Here is a 24,741-nt window from a genome sequence, read left to right on the forward strand (position 1 = left end):
GCTTTTCAGAGCACCGCGCGTGTCGCGCGCAGCGCGGCGATCTCGGCATCGCTCCAGCCCGCGTCGCGCAGCACCGCGTCGGAATGCTGGCCGAAGCCAGGTGCTGCGAGCGGTGCGGGACCGGCGCTGTCGCCGAAACGGATCGGCTGCCGGAAGCCACGGTAACGGCCCACGCCCGGATACTCGTACGTGGCGACCATCTCCTCGGCTTGCACCTGCGGATCGTCGAACATGTCGTCGATACTGCGTGCGGCCGAGCAGGGCACGGCGTCGCCGAACAGCGCTTCCCATTCGAGTGCGCTTCTCGCCGCCAGCGCTTCGTGCAGACGCGGCACGATTTCGTCGCGATGCTGCGCGCGCTTGCGGACCGAATCGTAGCGCTCGTCGTTCGCGAGCGCAGCGAGGCCGACCTTGTCGCACAGCGACTGCCAGAAATGCGGCGTGTTCGCGGAGATATACAGATAGCCTTCGCGCGTCGGATGAATCCCGGTGATGCCGCCCGAGCGCATATCGCGACCGATCTCTTTCGGTTCGCCCTCGGCCCAGATCATGCGCGCCGACTGCATGGCCAGCGCGCTGCGCAGCAGCGACACGCCGACGTACTGGCCGACGCCGTTGCGCTCGCGCTGGAACAACGCCGACGCGACACCCGCTGCGACCAGCGCCGCCGCGTAGTAATCGACGACGGAGCCGTAGAGAATTTCCGGCGGCCCATCGGCCTTGCCTTGCAAGGTGCACATCCCGCTCATGGTTTGCAGCACCTGGTCGTAGCCGGCCTTGTCCCTGTTCGGGCCGGTTTCGCCGTAACCGGTGACCGCGCAGTAGATGAGCCGCGGGTTGATCTCGCGCAACTGCTCGTAGGCAATGCCCAGGCGCGCGGGCACGCTGGGGCGGAAATTGTGGACCAGCACGTCGGCGCTCCTGACGAGCCGCATCAGCACGTCGAGCGCTTCGGGCTGTTTCAGGTCGAGCACGAGCCCGCGCTTGCCGCGATTCACGCCGAGAAACGCGCGGCTTTCCGCTTCGAGCGTGGACGGATATTTGCGCAGGTTATCGCCGCTGGGCGGCTCGATCTTGATGACCTCGGCGCCCTGGTCGGACAGCAGCGTGCACCCATACGGCCCGGCGATATAGGCACTCAGGTCGAGTACGCGGATGCCGGCCAGCGGCCCCGGCGCGTCCGTCGGCGCGGCGCTCGAGCCGGTTGCGCCGCTTGCGCCGCTTGTGCCGCTTGTGCCGCTTGTGCCGCTTGTGCCGCTTGCGCCGCTTGCGCCATTCGCGCCATTCGTGCCGGTTTCAGGTGAGGTTGCTTCCATGATCGTTTCCGTGTGTTTCAGGTTGGCGGCGGCATGCAAAAAGCGCTTCGACGATAGTCGCCCGGTTGCTCACTCGCCTTCGACGAGCCCGAGCCGCACCGCATCGCGAACCAGCGCACGCGCACGCTCGACGAACGGCGGATCGATCATCTTGCCGTCCACTACATACGCGCCGACGTGATTCGCGTCCGCTTCACGCGCCGCTTCGACGACGCGCAACGCGTGCGCGATCTCTTCGTCGGAAGGGCGGAATACCTCGTTGGCGAGGGCAATCTGGCTCGGATGAATACAGCTTTTGCCGAGAAACCCCAGCGAGCGCGCGAGTTGCGCCTCGGCACGAAAACCCGCTTCGTCCTTGATATTGGCGAACGCGGTGTCGTACGCAAACACGCCCGCTTCGCCCGCCGCGATGCGCAACGCGAACATCGCCTGGGCAATCGCCGTCGTCTCGCGCCGCGCGATACCAAGCGGTTCGAACAGGTCGCCGAGCCCGAGTTGCAGACCCGCGACGCGTGGATCCGCCCTCGCGAGTTCGGCGGCGAGCCGCAGCGCTTTCGGCGATTCGACGTTGAGCAGCAGGCGGATTGGCGTGCTCACGCCGTTGGCGGCTTCGGCATGCGCCAGCGCATCCGCTGCGGCGCGCACGTCGTCGACGCTTTCGGGTTTCGGCAGATTGACGAAGTCGAGACCGGGTTGCGCAATCGCGGCGATGTCGTCGGCGAAATGCGGCGTGTCGAGTGCGTTGACGCGCACGATCAACACCTTGCGCGGTGTCGCCGGATTCGTTACCCGCCCGGAGCGCAATAGTTCGCGCAATGCGGTGCGCGCCTGCGGCTTGCGGTCGGCCGCAACGGCGTCTTCCAGATCGAAGGACAACGCGTCGGCGGCGCTGGCGAAGGCCTTGTCGAACAACTCCGGGCGCGACGCGGGGACGAACAGTTTGCTTCGCATGTCTCGCTTCCTTGTGTTTATTTATTCAGCGAAGTCTAAAGCCGTGCTGGATTTAGATAAACTATTCGTCTCTATCTTCAAACAATACTTAAGCTTTCTTTCATGGACATCACTTTTCTCGCGAATCTGCTGCTGGTCGTGGATAGCGGCTCGATGGCCGAAGCGGCTCGCCGCGTGGGCGTCACGCCGGCCGCGGTGGCGCAGCAGGTGCAGGCGCTGGAGCGCGAACTCGGTGTGGAGTTGCTGACGCGCTCGGGCCGCACCGTCAGGCCGACCGAGGCGGGGCATCGCGTCATCGACCGGGCGCGCGCGCTGGTGCGCGAGTTCGCGGAACTGAAGGCGTTTGCGCTGGAGGGCGAGGCGGCGGGGGAACTGCGCATCGGCACGATCACCACCGCGTTGCTGAGTCTGGTGCCCGACGTGCTGTCCGGCTTCGCGGCGGCGTTTGCGCAGGCCAAGGTGCTGATCCGCGCGGGCACCTCGACGGAGCTGTACGAAGCGCTGCAGCGCGGCGATATCGACGTGGCCGTGTGTCTGCATCCGGCGTTCGCGCTGTCGAAGGCTTACGGCTGGCATCTGCTGCGCGAGGAACCGCTCGTGGTGCTGGCGCCGTCCCGTTTCGCCGCTCACGATCCGCACGAACTGCTCGCTGGCGAACCGTTTATCCGCTACGACCGCTCGCTCGGCGGCGGCAAGCAGGCGGACCAGTACCTGCGCGCCGCGAAGATCGTGCCGCACGAACTGTTCGAACTCAACGCGCTCATGGCCATCACGATGATGGTCGATCGCGGACTCGGCGTGTCGCTCGTCCCGGACATCGTGTCGCCGCTCACTACCCATTTGCAGGTCGCCAAACTGGCGCTGCCGGTGCCCACCGAACCGCGCCGTTTCGGCGTGCTCTGGCATCGGGCGTCCCCGCGTGGGCGGCTGATTCGCGGCTTTCTGGAGTGCGCCGATAAGGTCCTGGAGGACGAGCACAAGTCGCGCAAGCCTTTGATATTCGACGCTCCGCCCGACGCGAACCCGTCGGCGCCGATGTAAACAAGCGTATATCGCGCGGCTTTCCGCTAAAGTTGCGGGAAATAAGTTTTACAGAAAATCCGCCGATGTCCGGGCCGCTGCAGCGTGGCTACAGCGAAAGCGCATCAGGCGGGAGATCAACGTCTACAGGAAATATCCATGTTCGGCAGCTATGACGGCCTGCTTGTCCTGTTCTCGCTGCTGGTTGCCATTCTGGCCTCGTATACCGCGCTTGACATGGCGGGCCGCATCTCCAGCGCGCAGGGGCGCGCGGCACGCAGCTGGCTGGCCGGCGGCGCCTGCGCGATGGGCACCGGCATCTGGTCGATGCACTTCGTCGGCATGCTGGCTTTCAGCCTGCCCATCCCGCTTGGCTACGATCCCTCCATTACCGTTCTGTCACTGCTGATCGCCATCGCCTCGTCGGCGTTCGCGCTATGGCTGGTGGCGCGCGAAACGTTGCCGTGGCACCGGCTGGTCGGCGGCGCCTTGCTGATGGGGGCGGGAATCGCGGCCATGCACTACACCGGCATGGCCGCGATGCATATGACGCCAACCATCCGCTACGCGCCGTTTCCCCTCGTGCTGTCCATTCTGGTGGCGGTCGGCGCATCCGGGTTCGCGTTGTGGATCGCGTTCAATCTGCGCCGTTTATCGCCTCGGGTGATGCCGTTGCGCATCGGCGCAGCGGTGGTGATGGGCGTTGCGATCGCCGGGATGCATTACCTCGGCATGGACGCCGCGCAGTTTCCGGCCAACAGTATTTGCGGTGCGGCGCGCGGCGGCGTGGATACCGGCTGGCTCGCGCTGGTGATCATCGTCGTAACCCTGGCGGTGCTGGCCATCGCGCTGATTACGTCGGTGCTCGATTTGCGGCTGGAGTCGCGCACGGCGATTCTGGCAACCTCGCTGGCCGAGGCGAATCAGGAACTGACCTATCTCGCGCAACACGACAACCTCACCAAACTTCCGAATCGCCGCTTGCTGGAAGACCGGCTCGAACGGGCGATCCAGCGCGCAAAAACCGAGCGCAGCCGGTTCGCGCTGATGTTCATGGACCTCGACGGGTTCAAGTCGGTCAACGACGCCTACGGACACCGTATCGGCGACCAGTTGTTGCTGGAGGTCGCGCAGCGCATCGGTTCGATGGTTCGCGCACAGGACACGATCGCCCGGGTGGGCGGCGACGAATTCGTGCTGCTCGCCGTCGTCACGGAACCCGCGGATGCCGCGACGCTCGCGGCCAAACTGCTGGCGGCGATCCAGGAACCCTTCGTGGTTGCCGGCCGGCTGCTCGGCATTTCGACCAGCATCGGCATCGCCATGTATCCGACCGACGGCGCGCAGCAGGACGAACTGCTGACCAATGCCGACGCGGCGATGTATCACGCGAAAGGCATTGGCCGCAATGCCTACTGCTTTTTCGAGGCGTCGATGAACGCCAATGTGCACGAGCAGTTGCAACTCGTGCAGGATCTGCGCTCCGCCATCGACCGGAACGAGCTGATCCTGCAGTACCAGCCGAAGTTCACCGCGCCCGACGGACGGGTGATCGGCGTCGAGGCGCTGGTGCGCTGGTCGCATCCGGTGCGCGGACTCATCGCGCCGGAGCAGTTCATTCCGCTCGCCGAGAAGACCGGCCTGATCGTGCCGATCGGCGAATGGGTACTGGAAGAAGCGTGCCGCCAGATCAGCGAATGGCGACATGCGGGACATGCCGACTGGACCATGGCCGTCAATCTGTCGGCCTTGCAACTCGGTCACGGAAGCCTTCTGCAGACCGTGCGGGACACGCTCGCGCGCTACGATCTGGCGCCCGGTTGCCTGACGCTCGAAGTGACGGAATCGACGGCCATGCGCAATGCGGAGGCCAGCCTGAGCGTGCTGCGTCAGCTTCGCGACATCGGCGTGCGTATCTCCATCGACGATTTCGGCACCGGATATTCGAGTCTGCTGAACCTTAAGCAGTTGCCGGCCAGCGAACTGAAGATCGACCGCGGCTTCGTGCGCGACCTGGTACGCGACACCGACGATGCCGCCATTGTCTCGGCCATCGTCGCGCTGGGTCGCACGCTCAATCTGAATATCGTCGCCGAGGGCGTGGAGACGGCGGCGCAGCAGGAGTTGCTCACGCAACTCGGCTGCGACTCGCTGCAAGGCTTTCTACTCGGCCGGCCGATGTCGGCCGATCAACTGATCGCGACGGTCACGGCGAAGCAATAGCGCAGTCAGGTGCGGGCGTCGGTGTTGCCCATCGCCGGATTGACGCTCACGCGGTCCGCTGCCAGATCCGCACGCGACGAATGCGACGAACGCATACCTTTGGCGGCGATGCGCTGGCGGCGCAAATTCAACACGTGCGGCGGAGCGACCTGGCGGCGTGACAGTGCCCAGCGAAGTCCGCGCAGCAGGTCGGTGCTATCGCGCACGAAATGACCGCGGCGCGCGAATTCGCTTAATGCGGTCAGCGTCGTCCTGCAGGCGTCGGCTAGCGGCAGTCGCAGCCACGCCGTCCATGCAGCGTTGCGCAGCGACAGACTGCGACGCAGCTGGTCGTGACGGGAAGGGGTTGGCTGATGATGCGCAGTCAGTTGATCGCAATAAACGATCGACTGGTTCGCCGCGAGCACGTCGAGCGCGACCAGTTCTTCCTCGCCGCCGATAAACAGTTGCGATTCGTAACCGCCTACGTGCTTGAACAGCGCAGTACGAAATACGCATGCCCGCGCCATGAATTCCGTGAGCGCCGGACCGGGTGCCGGGTTGGGCGCCAAGCCGGCTAAACCGGCGCCGTCCGGTACGTTCGAGTGCATCGCGACAGCGGGTCGATCGACCGCGTCGACTTCCTCGTCGCCGCGCTCCACGACGACCCGAGCACTGAGCACGCCGACGTCCGGCCATGCATCCAGCAATTGCACGGCCCGTTCGAGCGATCCCGCCTCCCACCACGTATCGTCATCGCAAAACGCGACATAGTCCGTACCCACGCAGGCCACGGCGCGATTGCGGCCGGCCGCGCCAAGGTTCTCGCCGCATTCCACCACGCAGACGGTCGGAAACAACGCTTTGACCAGAGCGACCGTCTTGTCGCTGGAGCCGTTGTCGGCCACGAAAATCGGCGGGCTTTCCGGCAGCGCCACCAGATGTTCGAGCGTCGCGATCAATCGGTCGGCACGGTTATGCGTCAGGACGACAACGGAAATGCGCCGGGGGAGCAGTTTGGTATCCATGCTGGTCGCGTTCTTCTATCGGTTCGGTCGTGAAAGTCGAGCAAGCGTTGTGCCCAGCGGCGCCGAGCCAGTCCGCCGGGTACGTCACGCTATTTGTCGCGATGCCCCGGCAACACCGCACCGAGCACCTGTTTCGCGGTCTCGACAATGACATTGCCCTGATCCGGATCGCCCTTCATCAAGGTCGATGCAAACGCCTTCGCCTGAGCCAGCGTGATGTGCGGCGGCAGCGGTGCGATGTTCGGGTCCGCCTTCACCTCGATCACGACCGGGCATTTCGCGGCCAGCGCTTCGTCCCACGCTAATGCCATCTGCGCATCGTCGTCGACATAGATGCCCTTGAGTCCGATCAACTCCGCAAACTTGTGATACGGCACCGACGGAATATCCTGCGACGCCGAGTACTTCGGATCGCCTTCCATTGCGCGCTGTTCCCATGTCACCTGGTTGAGGTCGCCGTTGTTCAGCACCATGCAGATCCAGCGTGGATCGCTCCAGCTCTTCCAGTACTTCGACACGGTGATCAGTTCGGCCATATTGTTCATCTGCATGGCGCCGTCGCCCACGAGTGCGATGACCGGCCGCTCGGGATAGGCGAATTTTGCGGCGATAGCGTAGGGCACCGCCGCGCCCATCGACGCGAGGCCGCCTGAGAGCGAGCACATCATGCCGCGCTGCACCTGCAAGTCGCGCGCATACCAGTTCGCGACCGAGCCGGAATCGCTCGTCACGATCGCGTTCGACGGAATCCGTTTCGACAGTTCCCACACAGTGCGCTGCGGATTCACCGCGTCCTTGCCGGGTTCACGGGCGCGCTTCTCGAGGGTTGTCCACCAGTCGGCAGTCCAGCCTTCGATCTTCTTGCGCCACGCGCGATCCGTCTTCTCTTCGAGTAGCGGCAGCAACGCGCGCAAGGTCTCGACGCTATCGCCGACCAGATTGACTTCCATCGGATAACGCAGGCTCAGCATGTCGGCCTTGATATCGATCTGCACGCCGCGAGCCGCGCCTTCTTTCGGCAGAAACTCGGCATACGGAAAGCCCGAGCCGATCATCAGCAAGGTGTCGCATTCGGCCATCATGTCGGAGCTGGGCTTGGTGCCGAGCAAGCCGATCGAGCCGGCCACGTACGGCAGATCGTCGGGCAACGCGGCTTTGCCGAGCAGCGCCTTCGCGACGCCGGCGCCCAGTTTGTCGGCAATGGCAATCACTTCGTCCGTCGCGTGGAGTGCGCCCGCGCCAACGAGGATCGCGATTTTCTTGCCGGCGTTCAGCACGTCGGCCGCCTGTTGTAGATCGTTGGGGTAGGGCAGCGTGCGCGGTGCGCGATAGCCGACGCCCGAATGCACGGTACCGTGCTTGCGGCCCGGCGCTTCATACGGCAAGTCCTGCAGATCGTTCGGCAGCACGATGGCGGTGACCTTGCGTTCGGCAAGAGCGGTCCGCACGGCACGATCGACCAGATGACGAACCTGCGCGGGCACGCTGGCCTGTTCGACGAAAGCGCCGGCCACGTCCTTGAACAACGAGACCAGGTCGAGTTCCTGCTGATAATGCCCGCCGAGCGACGCCCGCGCCTGCTGTCCGGCAATGGCGAGCACGGGCATGTGGTCCATGCGCGCGTCGTACAGACCGGTAATCAGATGCGAAGCGCCCGGGCCCGAGGTGGCGATACACACACCCAGCTCGCCGGTGAATTTAGCGTGCGCGGCGGCCATGAAGGCGGCCATTTCTTCGTGACGGACCTGCACGAACTCAATAGGAGAGGTCGGGTGGTGGGCCGATTGCTCGCTTTTGTCGTGTTTGGCCGCGGCCTTTTGCGCGCGGTTCAGCGCGCCGAATACGCCGTTGATGCCGTCACCAGGGTAACCGTAAATACGGCGGACGCCCCAGGCGTGAAGTCGTTCGATGATGAAGTCGCCGACGGTTGTGGACATGCGTTTCTCCAGATAGGCAATGAAGGCTGCAACGCCCGCACGTCCGGTTGAAGCCGGAAAGGCGGGCGTTGTCGATCTGTCGCTGGCGCAAGCGGCGTTCCGCGAGCTTGCAAACCGTAAGCGCGGGACGCGGTCGTCCGCGGCCATTGCGCGTGCAACGCTTGCGCCTGTCGCGAAGATCAGTTCTTCGGCACCTTGTCCACGCCTTCGCCGGGATTGCTCGCGTTGACGAGTTCCGGCGATTTGACCGCACGCAGCGTCTCGATCTGATTTTTCGTATCGATCCGCTTGCTGCGCACGAACGGCTCGAGCGTCACCGGGCCGCCGCTCTTTAATGCCTGTGCAATGCCTTCCAGCACGCGGACGTCGGCATAGCCTTCTTCCGCATCCGGCTCCGGGTCCGTGCCAGTCAGGATGCAATTGGAGAAATACTTCATCTCGCCGCCGAAGTGATCGGTATTACGGAACGAATGGCTGCTTTCGTCCTGACCGATCGTCACGGTCTGTTGCAGCGGCTTGCCGTAGTTGTAGCAGGGCTGCATCGCAATGCTGCCCTTGCTGCCGACCACAAAATATGATTCCAGCGAGTTGGCCGCGTAAGACACGACGAATTGGGCCAGGCGGTCTCCGGGAAATCTGAGCGTCACGGCAACGGTGTCGTCGAAATCGCCCAAGTCTGCTTCCGGGTGACGCACGCCGACCGCCGACACCACTTCGGTCGGTTCCGCCTCGAACACATAGCGGGAGGCATTCAGCGGGTAAGGGCCCATGTCGAACAGCGGACCGGCCTCGATGCCGTTGCGGGCGCGGTGATTCTCCGGGTCCACTTTCTGTACGAAAGTGGACGTGAACAGCATCACTTCACCCAGTTCGCCGGAGCGAATGCGCTCGATCGTCGACAAGGTCGCGGGTTCGAAGTGCAAACGATATGCGACCATTAGCCGCGCGCTGGACGCGTTGGCCACCTCCGCAATTTCCTTGCAGCGTTCGGTCGAAATTTCCAGCGGTTTCTCTACGAGCACGTGGATGCCCGCTTTCAACGCAGGAATGACGAACTCGGCATGGCGCCAGTTCGGCGTGGCCAGATAGATCGCATCCACCTTACCGGACGCGAGCATAGTGTCGAACTGCTCGTAGGTATAGACGTCCGCCACGTCATACTGCTCGCCGACGCGGCGGGCTTTCTCGGGGTCGCTCGTCACGAGTGCCGTGATCTCCGAATTACCCGTGTGAGCGACGCCGGGCATCATCGCTTCCTGCGAAATATCGCCGACGCCCACGATCGCGTAACGGATTTTCTTTTCGGAGGTGAGGCCGATGGCGGAGAGGATGCTCATGTCGATTTCCTTGCTTGCAAACGATGACTGAATTGCCCGTCGGCCATGAAGGCGGCGACGGGCGCTCGTCGAAAGTGTTGCAAGCGACGTTCCTGCATGGCAGGCCACGAGGGAAACGAGAGCAGGGACAGCGTGACGGACGCGCGAATTCACACGCGCCGCTATTCCTCAGGTCACGCTGCCGAGTGCAGCGCCCAGTTGCAGAAGCAGTGCGTCGCTAAAGCGCTTGCCACCCAGTTGCAAGCCGACCGGCAGGCCGTCGCTGGTCCCGCACGGAATGGAAAGCGCCGGCAGGTGCACGAGATTGAAGGGCGCGGCATAGCCGATCAGATTGCGATTGTCTTCCGAGGTGATGTCGCCGTCCGGGTAGAAATCGCCGACGCGCGGCGCGGTGAAGGGCGCACTCGGCGAGACGATCACGTCGTAACGCGAGAAGGCCGTCATGAAATCGTCGGCGAGCCGGGTACGTGCGTCGATCATGCGTTGAGCGTCGTCGGCGGTCCAGCTATCGGCGAGCCGGAACACCGAGCCCAACGCTTCCGGCCCGCTGAATCCCGCGCTTTTGCCGCGCAGACGCAGCGTCGCCTGCCGCATGTAGGTCATGAACGGGTCATCGCAAAGCCGATCGAACCGCTCGACTTCGAGGCCCAACGCGGCGAATTTCTGTAGCGCGGCTTCGACTTGAGCGAGCACGCCCGGCGACGGTTTCTGATAGCCGAAGGTCGCGCTGAAACCGATGCGTAACTTCGGTAACCGGGCAAGCGGTTTTGCCAGCGCGTCGAAGTAATGTACGTCGCTCCGACTCTGTTCGGTCCAGTCGCGTCCGTCCGGGCGCGCGATCACGTCCATCGCCAGCGCGAGGTCCGCGCACGATCGCGCGAGCGGACCGGCCACGGTGCGATCGGTCTGGCCGGGGTAGTAGGGCACCAGTCCGAACGTCGGCTTATGTCCGCAGATGCCCGTGAAGGCAGCGGGCAAGCGGATCGATCCGCCGCCGTCGCTGCCGATCGCAACCGTGCACATGCCGGCGGCCACTGCCGCCGCGGCACCGCCGCTCGATCCGCCGGGACTATGCGCCAGATTCACCGGATTGCGCGTGACGCCCCACGCGGCCGTCTGCGTGACGGGCACGACGCTCAACTCGGGCATGGTGGTCTTGCCGACGATCACCGCGCCCGCTTCCTTGAGCCGCGCGGCGCAAGGACTGTCGAATGCCGATTCGTGCGATTGCGCCGGGCCGCCGCGATTCGGCGCGAGAAAGCCCGTCACGTCCAGATGATCCTTGATAGAAACCGGTACGCCGTCGAGCGGAGAAAGCGGGGCGCCCGCACGCCAGCGCGCTTCGGAAAGGCGCGCAGCATCGAGCGCCGCATCGAAACGGGTCTCGCAAAACGCGTGCAGCGTGGCATCGAACGCATCGATCTGTTCGAGTGCGGCGCGGGTCGCTTCGACTGGCGATAGCTCGCCGGCACGAAACGCGTCGGACAACGCGTGGGCACCCAGGCGAAGCAGCGGATTCGCAAGCGGGATTGCGCTTGCCGTTTGCAGCTCGGTGGCGATCTCGTCACTCATCTATTCGTCTCCTGACAGAACGCCTATGACTTTGGCGATGGAAAAACACCAGCGAAGAAAAATGCCGCGATGTCGTTAATCCGGCTTGAATGCAATCGCCTCGATTTCGACGAGCCATTCGGGCCGCACGAGCGCGGGGGTCGCCACGAGCGTCGACGCCGGACGCGCCCCGGCCAAAAACTGTTCGCGAACGGGACCGAGGCGCACTGCATCCGCTATGTCCGTGAGGTACGTATTGACCTTGACGAGATGCTGCACGGACATGCCGTCCGCCTCGAGAATCGCGACGACGTTGCGCCAGCACTGCGCCGCCTGCGCTTCGAAGCCGTCGGCGAGCGCGCCGTCCGGCGCTACGCCGATCTGGCCGGCGAGGTACAAAGTGCGGCCCGGTCCACGAATCGACACGCCCTGGCTATAGGGGCCGCCGGGTGCGTGGACGGTAGGGGGATTCAGTTTCTCGACGCTCATGGCTGTGGTTCGATGGAAGGTTGAGAAAGTTGGGAAGCTTGGGAATCTTGGGACGCGTGGGCGTGGTTGGCGACCCGCTGGCGTCGCGTGAGCGCAGCCGCGCCTTTGCCGAGATAGGTATCGGCCAGCGTGTGGTCGTGAAGAATGTCGGCGGCGCTGCCGCTGCGAGTGATACGTCCTTCGCTAATCACGTACGCGTGATCGGCGATTGCAAGGCCCGCGCGCGCGTTCTGCTCCGCGATGAGCAGCGTCATGCCTTCGTCGCGCAGACGCCCGAGCGTCGCGAATATCTCGCGGACGACGAGCGGCGCCAGACCCATCGACGGTTCGTCGAGCAGCAACACGCTGGGGCCGCTCATCAAGGCACGGCCGATGGCGAGCATCTGCTGCTCGCCACCCGACAACGTGCCGGCGGTTTGCCGCGCACGTTCTTCGAGGCGCGGAAACAGACCGCGCACGAAAGCAAGCCGCTCGGCAAAGCGCGCGCGATTGCCTTCGCGCAGTAACAGGTAGCCGCCCATCTGCAGATTCTCGTCGACGCTCAGCGGACCGAATACACGCCTCCCCTCGGGCACGAGCGCAAGTCCCGCCTTCACGATTTGCGCCGGCGAGCACGCGTCGATGCGCGCGCCGCGCAACGTCACGCTGCCGCCGCGCGGGCGCACCGTGCCGCACACCGAGCGCAGCGTCGTGCTTTTGCCCGCACCGTTCGAGCCGAGCAGACAGGCAATGCGCCCTTGCGGCACCGTCAGCGAGACGTCGTGCAGCACCTCATTGGCGCCATAAGACGCGCGCAGTGCGTCGATTTCAAGCATCGCTCAACTCCTCGCCGAGATAGGCTTCGAGCACGGCGGGATCGCCGACGACCTGTTCGGCGTCGCCATCCGCGATCAGGCAACCATGATCGAGCACGACGAGTTCGTCGCACAGCGACATGACGAAGCCGAGGTTATGTTCGACCAGCAACAGGCTCACGCCTGCACGGTTGACGTTCTCGATCGCGGTGATGACCTGTTCGACCTCGCCATGCGGCACGCCGGCGACCGGTTCGTCGAGCAGCATCAGCGACGGTTCGCCGACTAGCGCACGGGCGATCTCGACGATCTTCGCCTCGCCGAAACTGAGCGTGCCGGCGAGCCGTTGCGCGCGATTCGCGAGTCCGAACCTTTCCAGCGCCGCCATCGAACGTGCATGAATCTCGCGTTCCTCGCGGCGCTGCGCGGGCGTGCGCAGCACCGACGCCACGAAGCCCGCGCGGGTTCGCGGATGACATCCCACCATCACGTTCTCGAGCACCGTCTGTTGCGTGAACAACTGCAGGTTCTGGAACGTCCGGGCAATGCCGAGTTGCGCGCGCCGCGCCATCGGCAGCGCGTCGATGCGCTTGCCTTCGAACGCGATCGAACCGTTCGACGGCGCGGTGTTGCCCGAGATCGTATTGAACAGCGTGGATTTGCCCGCGCCGTTCGGGCCGATCAATCCCTTGATGCTGCCGCGCGCGACGCTGAACGTTACGTCGTCGAGCGCCGCGAGGCCGCCGAAGCGCACGCCGATGGCGTCGACGTTGAGAATCGCATCAGTCATGGCGCACGCTCCGCGTCGATCGACTTGCCCAGCGTTTTCGCAAAGTCTCGCCGATACCCGCGAGCCCGGCGGGGAAGCCCGTCAGCACCACGACCATCGCCACACCGAAGATCAGCAGTTCGGCATCGGGAATCGCGCGTAACCCTTCGGGCACGAACGTGTAGACCAGCGCGCCGAGCAGCGGGCCGTAGAAGCGGGCGCGCCCGCCCACCGCGACCATCACCATCAGCAGAATGGAGACGGAAACCGAAAACGATTCCGGCGAAATGAAACCCGTGTAGTGCCCATACAGCGAACCCGCAACCGCCGACATCGCGGCCGACAGGGTGAACACGGCGAGCTTCATCTTGCGCGTATCGACACCGCTAGCTTGGGCGCCGGTCTCGCTGGTGCCGAGGCTGACCATCGCTCGGCCGATGCGCGAATGCGTCAGGTTCCAGATGCCCCACATGAGCGCGAGCGAGACGGCGCAGCATAGCCAGTAGAACGCGCGGTCGGTATCGAACGCAAAGCCGCCGATGGAAAACGGCGCAATGCCGGACAGCCCGTTCGGACCGCCGGTGAGATCGACCAGTTCGACGAACAGCACGGAGACGATCGCGTTCAGGCCGAGCGTCGCCATCGCGAGGTAGTGGCCTTTCAGGCGGAAGGTCGGCAAACCGGTGACGAATGCGACGCCCGCGGTCAGCGCGACGGCCACGGCCATGTCGAGCAAAGGCGGCGTGCCGTAGCGGACCGACAGCACGCCGCTGACATACGCCCCGAGTCCATAAAACGCGGCATGGCACAGCGAAATCTGTCCGCAGTAACCGGCGACCAGGTTAAGGCCTGCGAGCAGCAGCAGATTGAGCAGCAAGGTGACTGCGAGCCCGGTGAGGTACGCGTTGGGCAGCAGCAGCGGCACGAGCGCGAGCAGGGCCCAGATGACGAAGAGGCTCGCCGGACGACGGTTGAACGCGGCGCCTCGTGCGTCGATCGAGACCGCGTCCGATCTCGTCAGCGAGCCGGATAACACCTCGCCACGTGGTTCGCGCGGAATCGGTTTTTCCAGAGAGGCCATGGCTCAGACCTTCACGATATCGGCTCGTCCGAACAGCCCGTGCGGACGTACGAACAGCACGAGCAGCAGACAGACGAACGACACCGCGTCACGAAAATGCGACGACACCAGACCGCTCGCGAACGATTCCAGCAAACCGAGCAGCAGGCCGCCGAGCAACGCGCCGCGCAAGCCGCCGAGACCGCCGAGCATCGCCGCGGCAAACCCCTTGAAGCCGAACAGCGTGCCCGAGTCGTACGACACGAAGGTGAGCGGCGTGACGATCACACCGGCGACGCCGCCCGCCAGCGCAGCCAGCACGAAAGCCCACGACACCGTGCGTTCGACCGGCACGCCCATCAACGCGGCTGCGCCCGGTTCGGCTGCGCACGCGCGCATCGCGCGGCCTGCCAGCGTGTACTCGAAGAACAGATGCGTCGCGACGATGAAGGCGAGCGCGATGCCCATCAGCCAGAGCGCCTGCGCATCCACCGCGATCCCTGCGAGCGACACCGTGCCGGGCGTTAGACCAGGCAAACCGTGCGGGTCCTTGCCGAGCGTCATCATCACGGCACTGCGCAGACTCAGGCCCACGCCGATGGTGACGAGCGTCAGCGTGAACGGATTATTGCTGCCGCTGCGGTTCACGAAGGGCATCACGAGCCGGTCGCAGATCCAGCCGAGCAGCGCACAGGCCGCCGGCGCCGCGACGCACGACGCCCACACGGGCCAACCGGCGCCGTGCAGCGCGGAGGCGATCATCCCGCCCGCCATCAGCCACTCGCCCTGCGCGAAGTTGATCGCGCCAGTCGCCTTGTACACGACGTTGAAGCCGACCGCGACGATTGCGTAGATGCAGCCCATCGTGAGTCCGGCAATCGCGAGTTGCAGCAGCTGCACGGCAAGCGGATTCATACGGCCCGACCTTCGGGCAACGCGATATCGAGTCCCAGCGCGTTCAGGCGTTTGACCGAGTCGCGCAACGCGCCGAGCAGCACGTCCACTTCCTGCTGGGCGGAGACCGCGCCGAGGCCCGCGAGCGCAGTACGGTCGGTCGCGCTTTCCAGTTCGCTCTGGCCCGCGAGCAGCGCACTGTGCAGCCCGCCGAGCGCCACTTTGGCGATATACGTCAGCACCCGTTCGACGATGGCCGCGCGCGCTGCCTCGTCCCACACGGGCGAGCGGACGTCCAGATACAGCCAGCCGAAGCGCGCGTGCCGTTCCTTGGCCGTGACGATCTGTTCGAGCGCCTGACGCACGACCGGATCGGTCGTGTTGTCCAGATACGCGCGATAGAGTTGCAGTTCGACCTCCGCTTCGACCACGCAATGCGCGGTGAAATGCGCGTCGAGCGAATCTTCGGCGCGCAGTGCCGACACGTGGCGGAACTGATCGAACAGGCTTTCGTCACGCGCTTGCGGCGGACGGTCGAAATAGCCGCCCAGCGCATTGGCGAGCGTGTGATATGTCTCGATCTGCCACGCTTCCTCGGTGTTCTTCACCGTCAGGAAGTACTTGGGATCGGACTCGCGGTCGGGTTCGAGGCAGAAGCGGATCAACGTCGCCGGCGTATCCGACAGGCGCGGATACTCGAGCCATGCACGGCGGCTCCAGACCAGCCGCGCGGCCAGCAGCGCGTCCGCCGAATAGGCGCCGGTATCGAGCCGGGCCCACGCGATGTCGGTCAGCGGATTCCAGCGCGACTGCTTGGCCAGATCGTAAAGATCGCGGATCGAATCGATCTGGCGCGACAGCGCGATCGGAAAGCGCCGTTCCTGGCCGATGCGAACCGGTTGTGTCGCGAGCGCCGGACTCGCAGCGAGAATGTCAGTCATGTGCGGCTCCAGGTCTTCCGTTCAGAATGTGCCGAGCTTCGGGTGGGAGAAGTTCGGCAAGTCGATGCCCCACGGGCGCATGCGTTCGCGAATGGACCGGATCGACGCGATAAAAATCGGCTTCTCCAGTTCCTCGACCGTCGCGCCGAGTCCGGCTTCCCAGGCGAGCCGGTCCATGGCGATTTCTTCGCGCGCGTCTTCGCTGTCCGGCGAGAGCCATGTCACGTGGTAGCCGTTCAGTTCGACTTTTTCGATCATGGTCACCACGGCTTCTTCGACGGCTTTGACTTCGGCACGCGAGAGCAGCGGCATTTGCGCGTCGAGAAAGCGCCAGCCGAAGGCGCAATGCCGTACTTCGTCGCGCGTGATCATCTGGTGGATGCGTTTCGCGGCCGGGTCGCGGGTGATCTCGGCCAGATGGCGGAACACGTCGAACGCCACTTCCTCGGACGTGCAGACGAGCGCCGCGATGATGGCTTCGAGCGGCATCGACGGATCGAGCGCCATGCGGCGCACGCCGTGCGTCGCCACCGATTGCTGGGCTTTCGGCTTGGGCGCCTCGATGTAGCCGCCGAGGCGCTCGGCCATCCGGAAGCACGATTCCGCATGCCGGCTTTCTTCCTGCGAACGGATCGTGAAGTAGAGCCGCATGTCCGGCGCGCGCTTCTCATGACAGAAACGCACCTGCAGCGCCGGGCTCTCCGAGATCGCCGCATATTCCGTCCAGGCGCGACGGCTCCAGCTCAGGCGGCCGGCGTAGCGCTGCTCTTCGGTATAGATGGACGGGTCGCACGCCTCCCAGTCGATATCGACACGCGGATCCCACTGCTTGCTGGTCGACAGATGGAACAGTTCGCGGATCTTCGGAATGCGCACGTCGAGGTCGAGCGGAAACTGGCTGACAGGTGCGTCGAGAATCGTAAAAGACGAGGCTACGGACATGATGGTTCTCCTGGCGGACGGGCTAGGTGAGCGTGATGAGCGGGCGAGCGGATGAGCAGTACGCCGGCCCTAGTGATAATCGGCGAGACGGAAGCGGGTGCCGTCGTAACGGATCATCACCGTGTCGCTCTTCGACAGACCGGAGTGACGTTCCGGGGAAAACGTATAGATGCCGCTGATGCCCTTGTAGCCCTGGATGCCCGCGAACGCGCCGGCAATTGCCGCGCCATCCGCCTTGGGACCGGCTTTCTGCATGGCCTGCGCGGCGAGCATCACGGCGTCGTACGACTGCGCGACGAACTGGTTGGGCGCGTGACCGAAGCGCGCTTCGAAGCGCTTCGTCAGATCGAGAATGTTCGACTTGACCGGGTCGTTATCGGGCAGGTCCGCACCGACCGGGAATTTCACCGAAACCAGCAGGATGCTTTTCGCGTCTTCACCTGCAAGTTTCATGTAGCGCTGGTCGACGAAACCATAGCTATGAATCAGCGGCATGGTGAGGCCCAACTGCTTCGCCTGCTTGATGAAAATGAGGCCGGCCGGTGTCACCGTCCAGCACACGACCGCACCGACACTGGCCGATTTCGCGGCCGTGAGTTGCGGCGTGAGATCGGTGTCCGACGGATTGAACGACTGATACACCACCTCGAGCTTGCGCTCCTTCGCAATGGTCTTCAGCTGTTCGACGGCGCTCTGGCCGAAGCCGCTGCTGTCCGCGAGGAAGGCGATTTTCGTGATCTTCTGTTTGTCGAAATAGTCGGCGAGACGCTCCAGCACCTGGTCGTCGTCCACCGTGCTCTTCACCGCGAACTTGCGCTGCGCGGCGGGATACACGATCGACATCGCGCCTTCGGTGGAGACGAACGGCACCTGCGCTTTCTCGGCGAGCGGTTGCATGGCGAGCGCGATGCCGCTCATGTTGCCGCCGCCCACGATGACCGAGACCTTGTCCTGCGAGATCAGACGCCGCGTGGCATTGATCGCCTTCGCGGGCTGACTCTCGCCGTCGTAAAACACCCATTCGACCTTCTGTCCATTGATGCCGCCGTGGGCATTCAGATCGTCCACCGCCATCTGCATCGCGTCTTTCATGTCTTCGCCGAGGAACGCGGCGGGTCCCGTCACCGACAGGATCGAGCCGATCTTGACCTGCGCGAATGCGGGCCCGCTCGCGATCAACGCGAACGCGAGCGGCAGGGACAGCGCGCAACTGCGCAGCCAGCGCGAAGGCGCGCTCCGCTGGACGTCGGCGGGTTGTCGAAGCGTCGATCTTGCAACGGAAAAAACACGATTCATGGACTGCTCCAATGCAGGCGGATTCAAAGTAGAGGAATGAGAGAAACCGGAAAGGGCGTCTTACGCGTGGTCCGTGTCGGGCGGCGCGTGCGGCGTGAGCGGCACGCGCACCGACCAGCGTCCCTGATCCGGCCGGTAATGCGAAGTGCCCGCGAGCACGACATCGCCCGCTTCGTTGCGGTAGGTCATGTGCCGCGTCAGCACGAGATCGCCGGGCAGCAGGTTCAGATGTTCGGCGTCCGCCTCGTCGGCTTCGCGGCACTCCAGGCCGAACTCGGCATTCACGGCCTGCGCGTCGGGATTCAGCAGATCGAGAACCGACTGACGCTCCAGCGCGCGTTTCTTCAGCGAGCCCGCAAACCGCACACTCACGTAGCGGTAGTCGATGGACACCGGCACCTGCTCCGCACGCCGCAGGCGCACGATATGCCAGACCAGATCGTCGCCGGTGAGACCCAGCCGCGTTTGCCAGGCGGGCGGGCAGGCAATTTTCTCGATACGCAGCAATTCGAAGGTCAGCTTGCGGCCGAGGCTCGCCCATTGCTCGATGAAGTTCATCGACGGGTCGACGCGCTCCACGACCTTTTCTGTCATCACGAAGGTTCCGAGGCCGCGGCGCCGGACCAGATAGCCTTCGTTGACGAGTTCGCTCATTGCCTGACGCATGGTGGCGCGCGCGACGCCGAAGCGCGCCGATAACTCGTGCTCGGGCGTAAACGGCCGGTCCGCATGCGACCACGCGTGAATTTCCACCAGCAGCCGCCGCTTGATCTGCACGTAGAGCGGCAACGGCGAAAGCCGGTCGATGGAACGGTCTGCCTTAGGTGACGATATATCCCCATCTGCAGCGGGGGAATGGATGCGGGGAAGCGTTCTCGGCGGCATCATTTTGTCCAGAGGACGAGGTGAGACGTTAAATGTATAGTTGGCCATACATTAAAACATTTCCCTGTTTTTCAAAAAAATCTTTTCGGGAATCGTTATGCGAATTCAGACTATCGACGTGGCGCTCGAGCCTTCGCCCGCGGTGGCGGGGGCCGGCAGCTACTTTTCGCGCGATGCGCTTTCCGGTTGTGACGCGGTGTTGTGGAATCCGGCCCGGCTGCACGACGGGCTGACGAAGGAGGGGTGCGAGTTGAGCGTCGGCGCGTCGACGGACATGTTCGTCGCGACGCGTCACTGGCGGCATGAGTTCGATGCGCTGCTTGCGCGCGGCGGCACGATCGTCACGTTTCTGCCCGCGCGCGCGACCGTGCGCGCCCATCATTTCGAAGACGTGATCGACCTCGATCTGCTCGAAGCGCTGGACCCGGTTTTCGCGGAATTGCAGGAGGTCTCTTCCACGCAGGGCGAGTCGATTGCGGGCGGCGAGCCTTTTCACGACTTTTTTTCGAGCACCGCAGGCCTGTGGCGGCCGGCGTCCCGTCTCGCGAAGGTGCCGGGCGAAACGATCCTGAAGAGCGCGCAGGGCGAGCCGCTCGCGGCCTATCGCACCAGCGGGGCCGGCCGCGTGTTGTTGTTGCCGCAACTGGCCTCACCCATGGACGACGCGGCGCAGCAGCGCTTCCTGGCCGCGCTGTCGCTGCTGATTGCGCGCTTGTCGGATGGCGCCGCCGTGCTCAACGCAGCCTGGTTCGACCATGTGCACAACGACGCGCAACAGCAGCGGCTGAGTGTGCTGGCCGACTACCGGCGGCAGATCGAAGCGATCGAAACGAAAATGCGCGCGCTTGAGGCGAGCGAGAAACAGTGGGCGTTTTCCGCGCAACTCGTGGCGGGAACGGGACGCGGTGTCGCGCGAGCGGTGAAGAAGAAGCTGACGCTGCTTACCGGCAATGCGCAAAGCGACTGGCTCGACGAATCGTTCGTCCTGGTGCCACGCGGGTCAGGCGTGCATCTGTTCAAGACCTTGATTCACGGCGAATTACTCGACGGCCCATCGATCGCGGCGATCGACGATAACCTCGCGCGGATTCGTGACGAGCGTGGGGAAGGCGGTGGATTAACTGCGGTGACCGTAGTGGATTGTCGCGAAAATATTGCGCCGCTCGCCGGGCGCTCGACCCGATTCGATCCTGCACTCGACGCGCTCTGCCACGAACGAGGCTGGTCGCGCATGGTGGGCGCAGCGCTGTTCCTGCTCGACCACGAGGACGCGCAAGCGCTGAGCGCCGCGCGCCTCGCCGAAGACACCGGTGACGATCTGGCCGGCGTCTACGAACAGGCGGAGCGGCGCCTCACTACGAGTCCCACCTGACGCAGCGGCGGCGCGCGGCGGCAGGCGTGTCGATCAGATTTCCTTGAGCAGCGTGTCGGCGACCCGAATACTCAAGGCCGCGCCCGTCAGTGTCGGGTTCACGCATCCCACTGCCGGCATCACGCTGCAGCCGGCAATGAACAGATTCTGATGATCGTGCGTGCGGCAGTCGGCATCGACGACGGAATCTTTCGGGTTCGTACCCATGATGGTCGTGCCCATGATGTGCTGACGGTTCTGATGATTGACGTCCGTCGCCGTCACGTCCGCATTCAGGAACCCCGCCATCCGCTGCAAGTCCTTCACCGCGAAATCGCGGCCCGCATTCCAGTAGTCGTCGACGCTGTAGTAAATCGACGGCACGGGCAGGCCCAGCGCGTCCGTTTTCGTCCTGCTCGGCGTCACGCGATTCTGCGGCAGCGGCAGCATTTCGAAGTCCACGGCCCAGTTCATGTCGCGCGCGGAGCGCTCGCGAATCTGCTGGTCGAGCTTGCTGCCCAGCACGCCTTTGGCAATCAGTTTCGAGGTCAACTGCGACGTCGGCACCGTGTTGCGCACCTTGGTCTTGTAGCTGGGGAAATCCTTGCGGAACGCGCCGTCCCGATAGTTCATGTAGATCAGCAGTTCGGTCGGCCCCTGGCCCGGCCACATGTCTTCGCGCGCGGTCATGCTCATGCTGATACCGGTGTTGTCCATCAGATTGCGGCCGACCATATCCGACGAATTCGCAACGCCGTTCGGGTAGTCCGCCGAAGTCGACATCAGCAGCAGCTTCGGCGACTCGACCGCATGTGCGGCGAGCACGAAGTAACGCGCGGTCAGACGATGCGACGTGCCGTCCGGCGTCTTGTACAGAATCGCGCTGATCTTGCGGTCCGCGCCGACTTCGATGCGATACACCACCGCGCTTTCGAGTACTTTCGCGCCGTGCTTCTCGGCGTCGTCGATATGCATCGAGCCGTCGTACTTCGCGCCGATCGGGCACACCGGATTGCAGTTGTTGTTGCCCGCGCAGATAGGCCGGTTGCCGTAAGGCCGCGTCGCACGTCCGTTCGGTTCGCTGATCGGGTGGTATCCGCCGGCGGCGAGCAGTTCCGACGCACGGTCGAAGAAATAACTGTTGGGCAGGCCTTTCATCGGATAAGGCTTGCTGCGCGGCGGAAAGGGCGCGCCGCCATTGCCGCCCTGATCTTCCTCGTCCACGCCGCTCACACCCAGCTCGTATTCGGCGCGCGAGTAGTAAGGCTCCAGGTCGTCGTAACTGAACGGCCAGTCGCGGCCTCGTCCGTACAGCGTTTGTAGCTTGAAGTCGTTCGGAATCATGCGCCACAGCGCCGAGCCGAAATGCCAGGTCGTGCCGCCCACGACACGCAGATACGCGGTCTTGTACGGCACGGGGCCGGTCTGCTGCAGATAGTCGCCGTAAGTGGACGGCGCATACGGCATGCTCGGAAACGGCGAGCCGCCGCCCTGCAGTTTCATATTGGCCAGCGACAGCTTGACCGGTGCATTGCGGAAAGTCTCGACGACGTCCGCACGTTTCACGCGCGGCCCCGCTTCCAGAACGATGACCGATTTTCCTTCGCGGGCCAGCGAGCTCGCGACGAGTCCGCCCATCACGCCCGATCCGATCACGATCACGTCTGCGTCGAAATTGCTCATGACTATTTTCTCGTTAGATTGCTGAGGTATGACTGGACCGTGAGGTCAGGCCGGCTTCGGGCCCCAGGCGAGCGGCCCGGGTCCATAAGTCGGCACCGCCAGGATGCCGCGGGTGGGGCGGTACATGAGCGAGTCGGCGTAAGTGATGAGTTCGGCATCGGCCGCGTTGCCGACGATGCCCAGGTACCACGCGGAAACGATCTGCGATGCAGTGGCGAACAGCGAGGTGTCGACCGGCGTTGCTGCGACGAACGCGTCCATGTCGGCGAACTTTGCGTCGTCGATATGCGCGAGCAGCGTGCCGATGTGCGCGCCGAACGCGGGATCGTGCCGGGACAACGACGTGAAAAAGCGCGCGCCGGTTTGCGGGTCGAGATCGTGCTGGCCGGTCACGAACATCGAGAGCCGCAGAAATGCCGCGGACAGGTCAGCCGATGCGCCGGGTGCGCCCGAGGTGCCCGAGGTGCCCGAGGTGCCCGACGCTGCGAACGCGCGCGGCATGAAAGACAGCGGCGTGGCCACGGCTGCCGCGAGCGCGGCGCCTGCGGCAACGGCAAGAAACGTGCGGCGCGACGGACAGTGCGTGGCGCCGTCGAGCCGGTTTTTGGATTGCGGCATGGTGAGATCCCTTTTCGTTTTTTTGGTCTTTTTGTCTTTTCTTCGACCAGGCAGTTGAAATCAGGCGCGCACGCGCTTGCGCGATGCTTTCCGGCGCGACAGCGCCAGCACCAGCAGCACGATCACGACGAGCAGGACAACGAGCCCAGGTATCGCATAGTGAGCGGCTTGCGCAATCAGCGGCGGCTTGCCGCCCTGACGAATCGTCGCGACGTCCGCGACGCTAACCGTCACGGCCGGATTGCCGTACTGATGCAGCACGAAGTTGGCGACATCGGCAACATCCTGATCGGACAGGCGGTCGGTGAAGCTCGCGCCCGGACCGAACGCGGGCATGAACGCCGGCTTGCCGTGCGCATCGCGCTGAAGTCCGAACAGGATCACGGAGATCAGGTTGTCGGCATTGGCCGCGCCGGTCGCCGTGTTGTGATACAGCGACGGGTAGTCGTGATTGCTCAGACCGCCGCCATTCGCCTGGTGACAGGCCGCGCACGAGCCGGAAAATACCTGCCAGCCGCGCGGCGGTTTGGCGTCGTTGCCGCGCAAGGCCGCTTCGTTCAGCGGCTGACCGTAGGTGTAGCGCGTGGCGCTTTCGCCGTCGTGCATCGGCGGCGTCTGTTTCAGGTACGCGACGAGCGCGGCGATATCGCCGTCGTTCAGATGTTGCAGGCTGTGGTCGATCGCTTCGGCCATCGGTCCGGCGGCCTGCGCCTTGCCGGGTACGAAGCCGGTTTTCAGATACTGCGTGAGTTCGGCATCGGTCCAGCCGCCGATGCCGCTGACCGGGTCCGAACTGATGTTCGGCGCGTACCAGCTGCCGAGCGAACCGCCCGCGAATGCGCGCGCGTCGTTCTGTCCCATTAGCGCGTTGCGCGGCGTGTGGCACGCGGCGCAGTGTTCGAGCGCGCCGGCCAGGTAAGCACCGCGATTGATCAGCGGTGAAACATGCGGGTCCGGCCTGAACGGTGCGCTGTCGAGGAACAGCGCGTTCCAGAGCGACATCGAGGCCCGCACGCTGAATGGAAAGGGCAGGCTCGTTTGCGGCGCGGCGGCGTCGACCGGCGCGACCGCATCGTGGAAATAGGTGTAAAGCGCGTGAACGTCGTTGTCGGTCAGGGCCGCATACGAGGTGTACGGCATCGCGGGGTAAAGATGCTGGCCGTCACGGCGCACGCCCTGGCGCAAGGCACGCGCGAATTCGGCCTCGGTGTAATCGCCAATGCCGCCTTGCTTCGACGGCGTGATGTTGGTCGAGTAGATCGTGCCCATTGGCGAATTGATCGGATATCCGCCTGCGAACGGTTTGCCGCCTTGCGCGGTGTGGCAGGCGGCGCAGTCCGCCGCGGTCGCCAGATAGCGGCCCGCTGCGATCAACGGAGAATCCGCGACGCCCGGCGTTGCCGACGCGGTATTAGCCGACGCGGTATTAGCCGACGCGGTATTAGCCGACGCGGTGTTAGCCGACGCGGCGGAGGACGCCACTGGCGGCACCAGCCTCGTGGAGTCGGCCGTGCCGGCAAAAGCCGGTGCCGCGCCCTGCGCAAACGCAAAAGCGGGGAGCAGGGCAACTGCCGCCAGGGCAGCGCCGGTAAGAGCTTGTCTGAATCGCATCTTCTTGTTGGATTGCTCGGCTTGTGGGGCCGTAGTGGGACTGTGGACGGGTGCGCTGCGCTGCCG

The 24,741-nt window shown here is 64.5% G+C and carries 21 protein-coding genes; 3 read left to right on the forward strand and 18 right to left on the reverse strand.

The window, feature by feature from the left end:
* Positions 1-5: 5 nt before the first annotated feature.
* Together FQ746_RS34320 and FQ746_RS34325 are read right to left on the reverse strand one after the other, a co-directional pair.
* Positions 6-1,316: a CaiB/BaiF CoA transferase family protein gene (locus FQ746_RS34320; protein WP_144114241.1), complete on the reverse strand. Its 1,311-nt coding sequence runs from the start codon at positions 1,314-1,316 to the stop codon at positions 6-8.
* A 69-nt stretch (positions 1,317-1,385) separates the two neighbouring features.
* Positions 1,386-2,267 carry an HpcH/HpaI aldolase/citrate lyase family protein gene (locus FQ746_RS34325; protein ID WP_144114242.1) on the reverse strand — a complete coding sequence of 294 codons (882 nt, stop codon included), beginning with the start codon at positions 2,265-2,267 and terminating at the stop codon, positions 1,386-1,388.
* Positions 2,268-2,369: 102 nt separating this feature from the next.
* On the opposite strand from FQ746_RS34325, the gene FQ746_RS34330 reads away from it, so the two are divergent.
* Positions 2,370-3,308, forward strand: coding sequence for a LysR family transcriptional regulator (locus tag FQ746_RS34330; RefSeq protein WP_144114243.1), 939 nt, complete (start codon positions 2,370-2,372; stop codon positions 3,306-3,308).
* Positions 3,309-3,446: 138 nt separating this feature from the next.
* Positions 3,447-5,510: a putative bifunctional diguanylate cyclase/phosphodiesterase gene (locus FQ746_RS34335; RefSeq protein WP_144114244.1), complete on the forward strand. Its 2,064-nt coding sequence runs from the start codon at positions 3,447-3,449 to the stop codon at positions 5,508-5,510.
* A 5-nt stretch (positions 5,511-5,515) separates the two neighbouring features.
* On the opposite strand, the gene FQ746_RS34340 is transcribed toward FQ746_RS34335, so the two are convergent.
* From FQ746_RS34340 to FQ746_RS34400, 13 genes are all read right to left on the reverse strand, one after another.
* Positions 5,516-6,517, reverse strand: a complete 1,002-nt coding sequence (locus tag FQ746_RS34340; RefSeq protein WP_144114245.1) for a glycosyltransferase family 2 protein — start codon at positions 6,515-6,517, stop codon at positions 5,516-5,518.
* A gap of 89 nt (positions 6,518-6,606) precedes the next feature.
* Positions 6,607-8,454, reverse strand: a complete 1,848-nt coding sequence (locus FQ746_RS34345) for a thiamine pyrophosphate-requiring protein (protein ID WP_144114246.1) — start codon at positions 8,452-8,454, stop codon at positions 6,607-6,609.
* A 179-nt stretch (positions 8,455-8,633) separates the two neighbouring features.
* On the reverse strand, positions 8,634-9,791 hold the full coding sequence (locus FQ746_RS34350; protein WP_144114247.1) for a Gfo/Idh/MocA family protein: 1,158 nt from the start codon (positions 9,789-9,791) through the stop codon (positions 8,634-8,636).
* Positions 9,792-9,959: 168 nt separating this feature from the next.
* On the reverse strand, positions 9,960-11,363 hold the full coding sequence (locus FQ746_RS34355; protein ID WP_144114248.1) for an amidase: 1,404 nt from the start codon (positions 11,361-11,363) through the stop codon (positions 9,960-9,962).
* Between the two features lie 75 nt (positions 11,364-11,438).
* Complete coding sequence (locus FQ746_RS34360; RefSeq protein WP_144114249.1) at positions 11,439-11,831, reverse strand: RidA family protein; 393 nt, start codon at positions 11,829-11,831, stop codon at positions 11,439-11,441.
* The gene (locus FQ746_RS34365; RefSeq protein ID WP_144114250.1) at positions 11,828-12,646 is read right to left on the reverse strand and encodes an ABC transporter ATP-binding protein; all 819 of its coding nucleotides are present in this window, start codon (positions 12,644-12,646) and stop codon (positions 11,828-11,830) included. The genes FQ746_RS34360 and FQ746_RS34365 overlap by 4 nt, the downstream gene beginning before the upstream one ends.
* Positions 12,639-13,415, reverse strand: a complete 777-nt coding sequence (locus tag FQ746_RS34370) for an ABC transporter ATP-binding protein (RefSeq protein ID WP_144114251.1) — start codon at positions 13,413-13,415, stop codon at positions 12,639-12,641. The genes FQ746_RS34365 and FQ746_RS34370 overlap by 8 nt, the downstream gene beginning before the upstream one ends.
* Complete coding sequence (locus FQ746_RS34375; RefSeq protein ID WP_144114252.1) at positions 13,408-14,475, reverse strand: branched-chain amino acid ABC transporter permease; 1,068 nt, start codon at positions 14,473-14,475, stop codon at positions 13,408-13,410. The genes FQ746_RS34370 and FQ746_RS34375 overlap by 8 nt, the downstream gene beginning before the upstream one ends.
* A gap of 3 nt (positions 14,476-14,478) precedes the next feature.
* On the reverse strand, positions 14,479-15,369 hold the full coding sequence (locus FQ746_RS34380) for a branched-chain amino acid ABC transporter permease (protein ID WP_144114253.1): 891 nt from the start codon (positions 15,367-15,369) through the stop codon (positions 14,479-14,481).
* Entirely contained in the window at positions 15,366-16,289 is a 924-nt protein-coding gene (locus tag FQ746_RS34385) for a hypothetical protein (protein WP_144114254.1), read from the reverse strand. The genes FQ746_RS34380 and FQ746_RS34385 overlap by 4 nt, the downstream gene beginning before the upstream one ends.
* Positions 16,290-16,310: 21 nt before the next feature.
* The gene (locus FQ746_RS34390) at positions 16,311-17,231 is read right to left on the reverse strand and encodes a ferritin-like domain-containing protein (RefSeq protein WP_144114255.1); all 921 of its coding nucleotides are present in this window, start codon (positions 17,229-17,231) and stop codon (positions 16,311-16,313) included.
* Between the two features lie 69 nt (positions 17,232-17,300).
* On the reverse strand, positions 17,301-18,527 hold the full coding sequence (locus FQ746_RS34395) for an ABC transporter substrate-binding protein (protein WP_144114256.1): 1,227 nt from the start codon (positions 18,525-18,527) through the stop codon (positions 17,301-17,303).
* Positions 18,528-18,587: 60 nt separating this feature from the next.
* Positions 18,588-19,316, reverse strand: a complete 729-nt coding sequence (locus FQ746_RS34400) for a GntR family transcriptional regulator (RefSeq protein WP_186310916.1) — start codon at positions 19,314-19,316, stop codon at positions 18,588-18,590.
* A 193-nt stretch (positions 19,317-19,509) separates the two neighbouring features.
* Here FQ746_RS34400 and FQ746_RS34405 point away from each other — a divergent pair, with 193 nt between their 5' ends.
* Positions 19,510-20,784 carry a hypothetical protein gene (locus FQ746_RS34405; RefSeq protein WP_144114258.1) on the forward strand — a complete coding sequence of 425 codons (1,275 nt, stop codon included), beginning with the start codon at positions 19,510-19,512 and terminating at the stop codon, positions 20,782-20,784.
* Between the two features lie 33 nt (positions 20,785-20,817).
* On the opposite strand, the gene FQ746_RS34410 is transcribed toward FQ746_RS34405, so the two are convergent.
* The 3 genes from FQ746_RS34410 to FQ746_RS34420 are packed head-to-tail and all read right to left on the reverse strand — an operon-like array spanning position 20,818 to position 24,675.
* Positions 20,818-22,446, reverse strand: coding sequence for a GMC family oxidoreductase (locus FQ746_RS34410; protein WP_144114259.1), 1,629 nt, complete (start codon positions 22,444-22,446; stop codon positions 20,818-20,820).
* A 45-nt stretch (positions 22,447-22,491) separates the two neighbouring features.
* Positions 22,492-23,064, reverse strand: coding sequence for a sugar dehydrogenase complex small subunit (locus FQ746_RS34415; protein WP_144114260.1), 573 nt, complete (start codon positions 23,062-23,064; stop codon positions 22,492-22,494).
* Positions 23,065-23,124: 60 nt separating this feature from the next.
* A complete protein-coding gene (locus tag FQ746_RS34420; protein WP_144114261.1) occupies positions 23,125-24,675 on the reverse strand; it encodes a c-type cytochrome in 1,551 nt (516 codons plus the stop codon).
* Positions 24,676-24,741 lie beyond the last annotated feature (66 nt).

It is taken from the genome of Paraburkholderia sp. BCC1886 (assembly GCF_900996245.1).
Lineage (GTDB): Bacteria > Pseudomonadota > Gammaproteobacteria > Burkholderiales > Burkholderiaceae > Paraburkholderia.

What these genes read in the sequence shown, in the direction of transcription:
- FQ746_RS34320 (WP_144114241.1), bottom strand. Translation starts at nt 1,316, where the DNA reads ATGGAAGCAACCTCACCTGAAACCGGCACGAATGGCGCGAATGGCGCA.
- FQ746_RS34325 (WP_144114242.1), bottom strand. Translation starts at nt 2,267, where the DNA reads ATGCGAAGCAAACTGTTCGTCCCCGCGTCGCGCCCGGAGTTGTTCGAC.
- FQ746_RS34330 (WP_144114243.1), top strand. Translation starts at nt 2,370, where the DNA reads ATGGACATCACTTTTCTCGCGAATCTGCTGCTGGTCGTGGATAGCGGC.
- FQ746_RS34335 (WP_144114244.1), top strand. Translation starts at nt 3,447, where the DNA reads ATGTTCGGCAGCTATGACGGCCTGCTTGTCCTGTTCTCGCTGCTGGTT.
- FQ746_RS34340 (WP_144114245.1), bottom strand. Translation starts at nt 6,517, where the DNA reads ATGGATACCAAACTGCTCCCCCGGCGCATTTCCGTTGTCGTCCTGACG.
- FQ746_RS34345 (WP_144114246.1), bottom strand. Translation starts at nt 8,454, where the DNA reads ATGTCCACAACCGTCGGCGACTTCATCATCGAACGACTTCACGCCTGG.
- FQ746_RS34350 (WP_144114247.1), bottom strand. Translation starts at nt 9,791, where the DNA reads ATGAGCATCCTCTCCGCCATCGGCCTCACCTCCGAAAAGAAAATCCGT.
- FQ746_RS34355 (WP_144114248.1), bottom strand. Translation starts at nt 11,363, where the DNA reads ATGAGTGACGAGATCGCCACCGAGCTGCAAACGGCAAGCGCAATCCCG.
- FQ746_RS34360 (WP_144114249.1), bottom strand. Translation starts at nt 11,831, where the DNA reads ATGAGCGTCGAGAAACTGAATCCCCCTACCGTCCACGCACCCGGCGGC.
- FQ746_RS34365 (WP_144114250.1), bottom strand. Translation starts at nt 12,646, where the DNA reads ATGCTTGAAATCGACGCACTGCGCGCGTCTTATGGCGCCAATGAGGTG.
- FQ746_RS34370 (WP_144114251.1), bottom strand. Translation starts at nt 13,415, where the DNA reads ATGACTGATGCGATTCTCAACGTCGACGCCATCGGCGTGCGCTTCGGC.
- FQ746_RS34375 (WP_144114252.1), bottom strand. Translation starts at nt 14,475, where the DNA reads ATGGCCTCTCTGGAAAAACCGATTCCGCGCGAACCACGTGGCGAGGTG.
- FQ746_RS34380 (WP_144114253.1), bottom strand. Translation starts at nt 15,369, where the DNA reads ATGAATCCGCTTGCCGTGCAGCTGCTGCAACTCGCGATTGCCGGACTC.
- FQ746_RS34385 (WP_144114254.1), bottom strand. Translation starts at nt 16,289, where the DNA reads ATGACTGACATTCTCGCTGCGAGTCCGGCGCTCGCGACACAACCGGTT.
- FQ746_RS34390 (WP_144114255.1), bottom strand. Translation starts at nt 17,231, where the DNA reads ATGTCCGTAGCCTCGTCTTTTACGATTCTCGACGCACCTGTCAGCCAG.
- FQ746_RS34395 (WP_144114256.1), bottom strand. Translation starts at nt 18,527, where the DNA reads ATGAATCGTGTTTTTTCCGTTGCAAGATCGACGCTTCGACAACCCGCC.
- FQ746_RS34405 (WP_144114258.1), top strand. Translation starts at nt 19,510, where the DNA reads ATGCGAATTCAGACTATCGACGTGGCGCTCGAGCCTTCGCCCGCGGTG.
- FQ746_RS34410 (WP_144114259.1), bottom strand. Translation starts at nt 22,446, where the DNA reads ATGAGCAATTTCGACGCAGACGTGATCGTGATCGGATCGGGCGTGATG.
- FQ746_RS34415 (WP_144114260.1), bottom strand. Translation starts at nt 23,064, where the DNA reads ATGCCGCAATCCAAAAACCGGCTCGACGGCGCCACGCACTGTCCGTCG.
- FQ746_RS34420 (WP_144114261.1), bottom strand. Translation starts at nt 24,675, where the DNA reads ATGCGATTCAGACAAGCTCTTACCGGCGCTGCCCTGGCGGCAGTTGCC.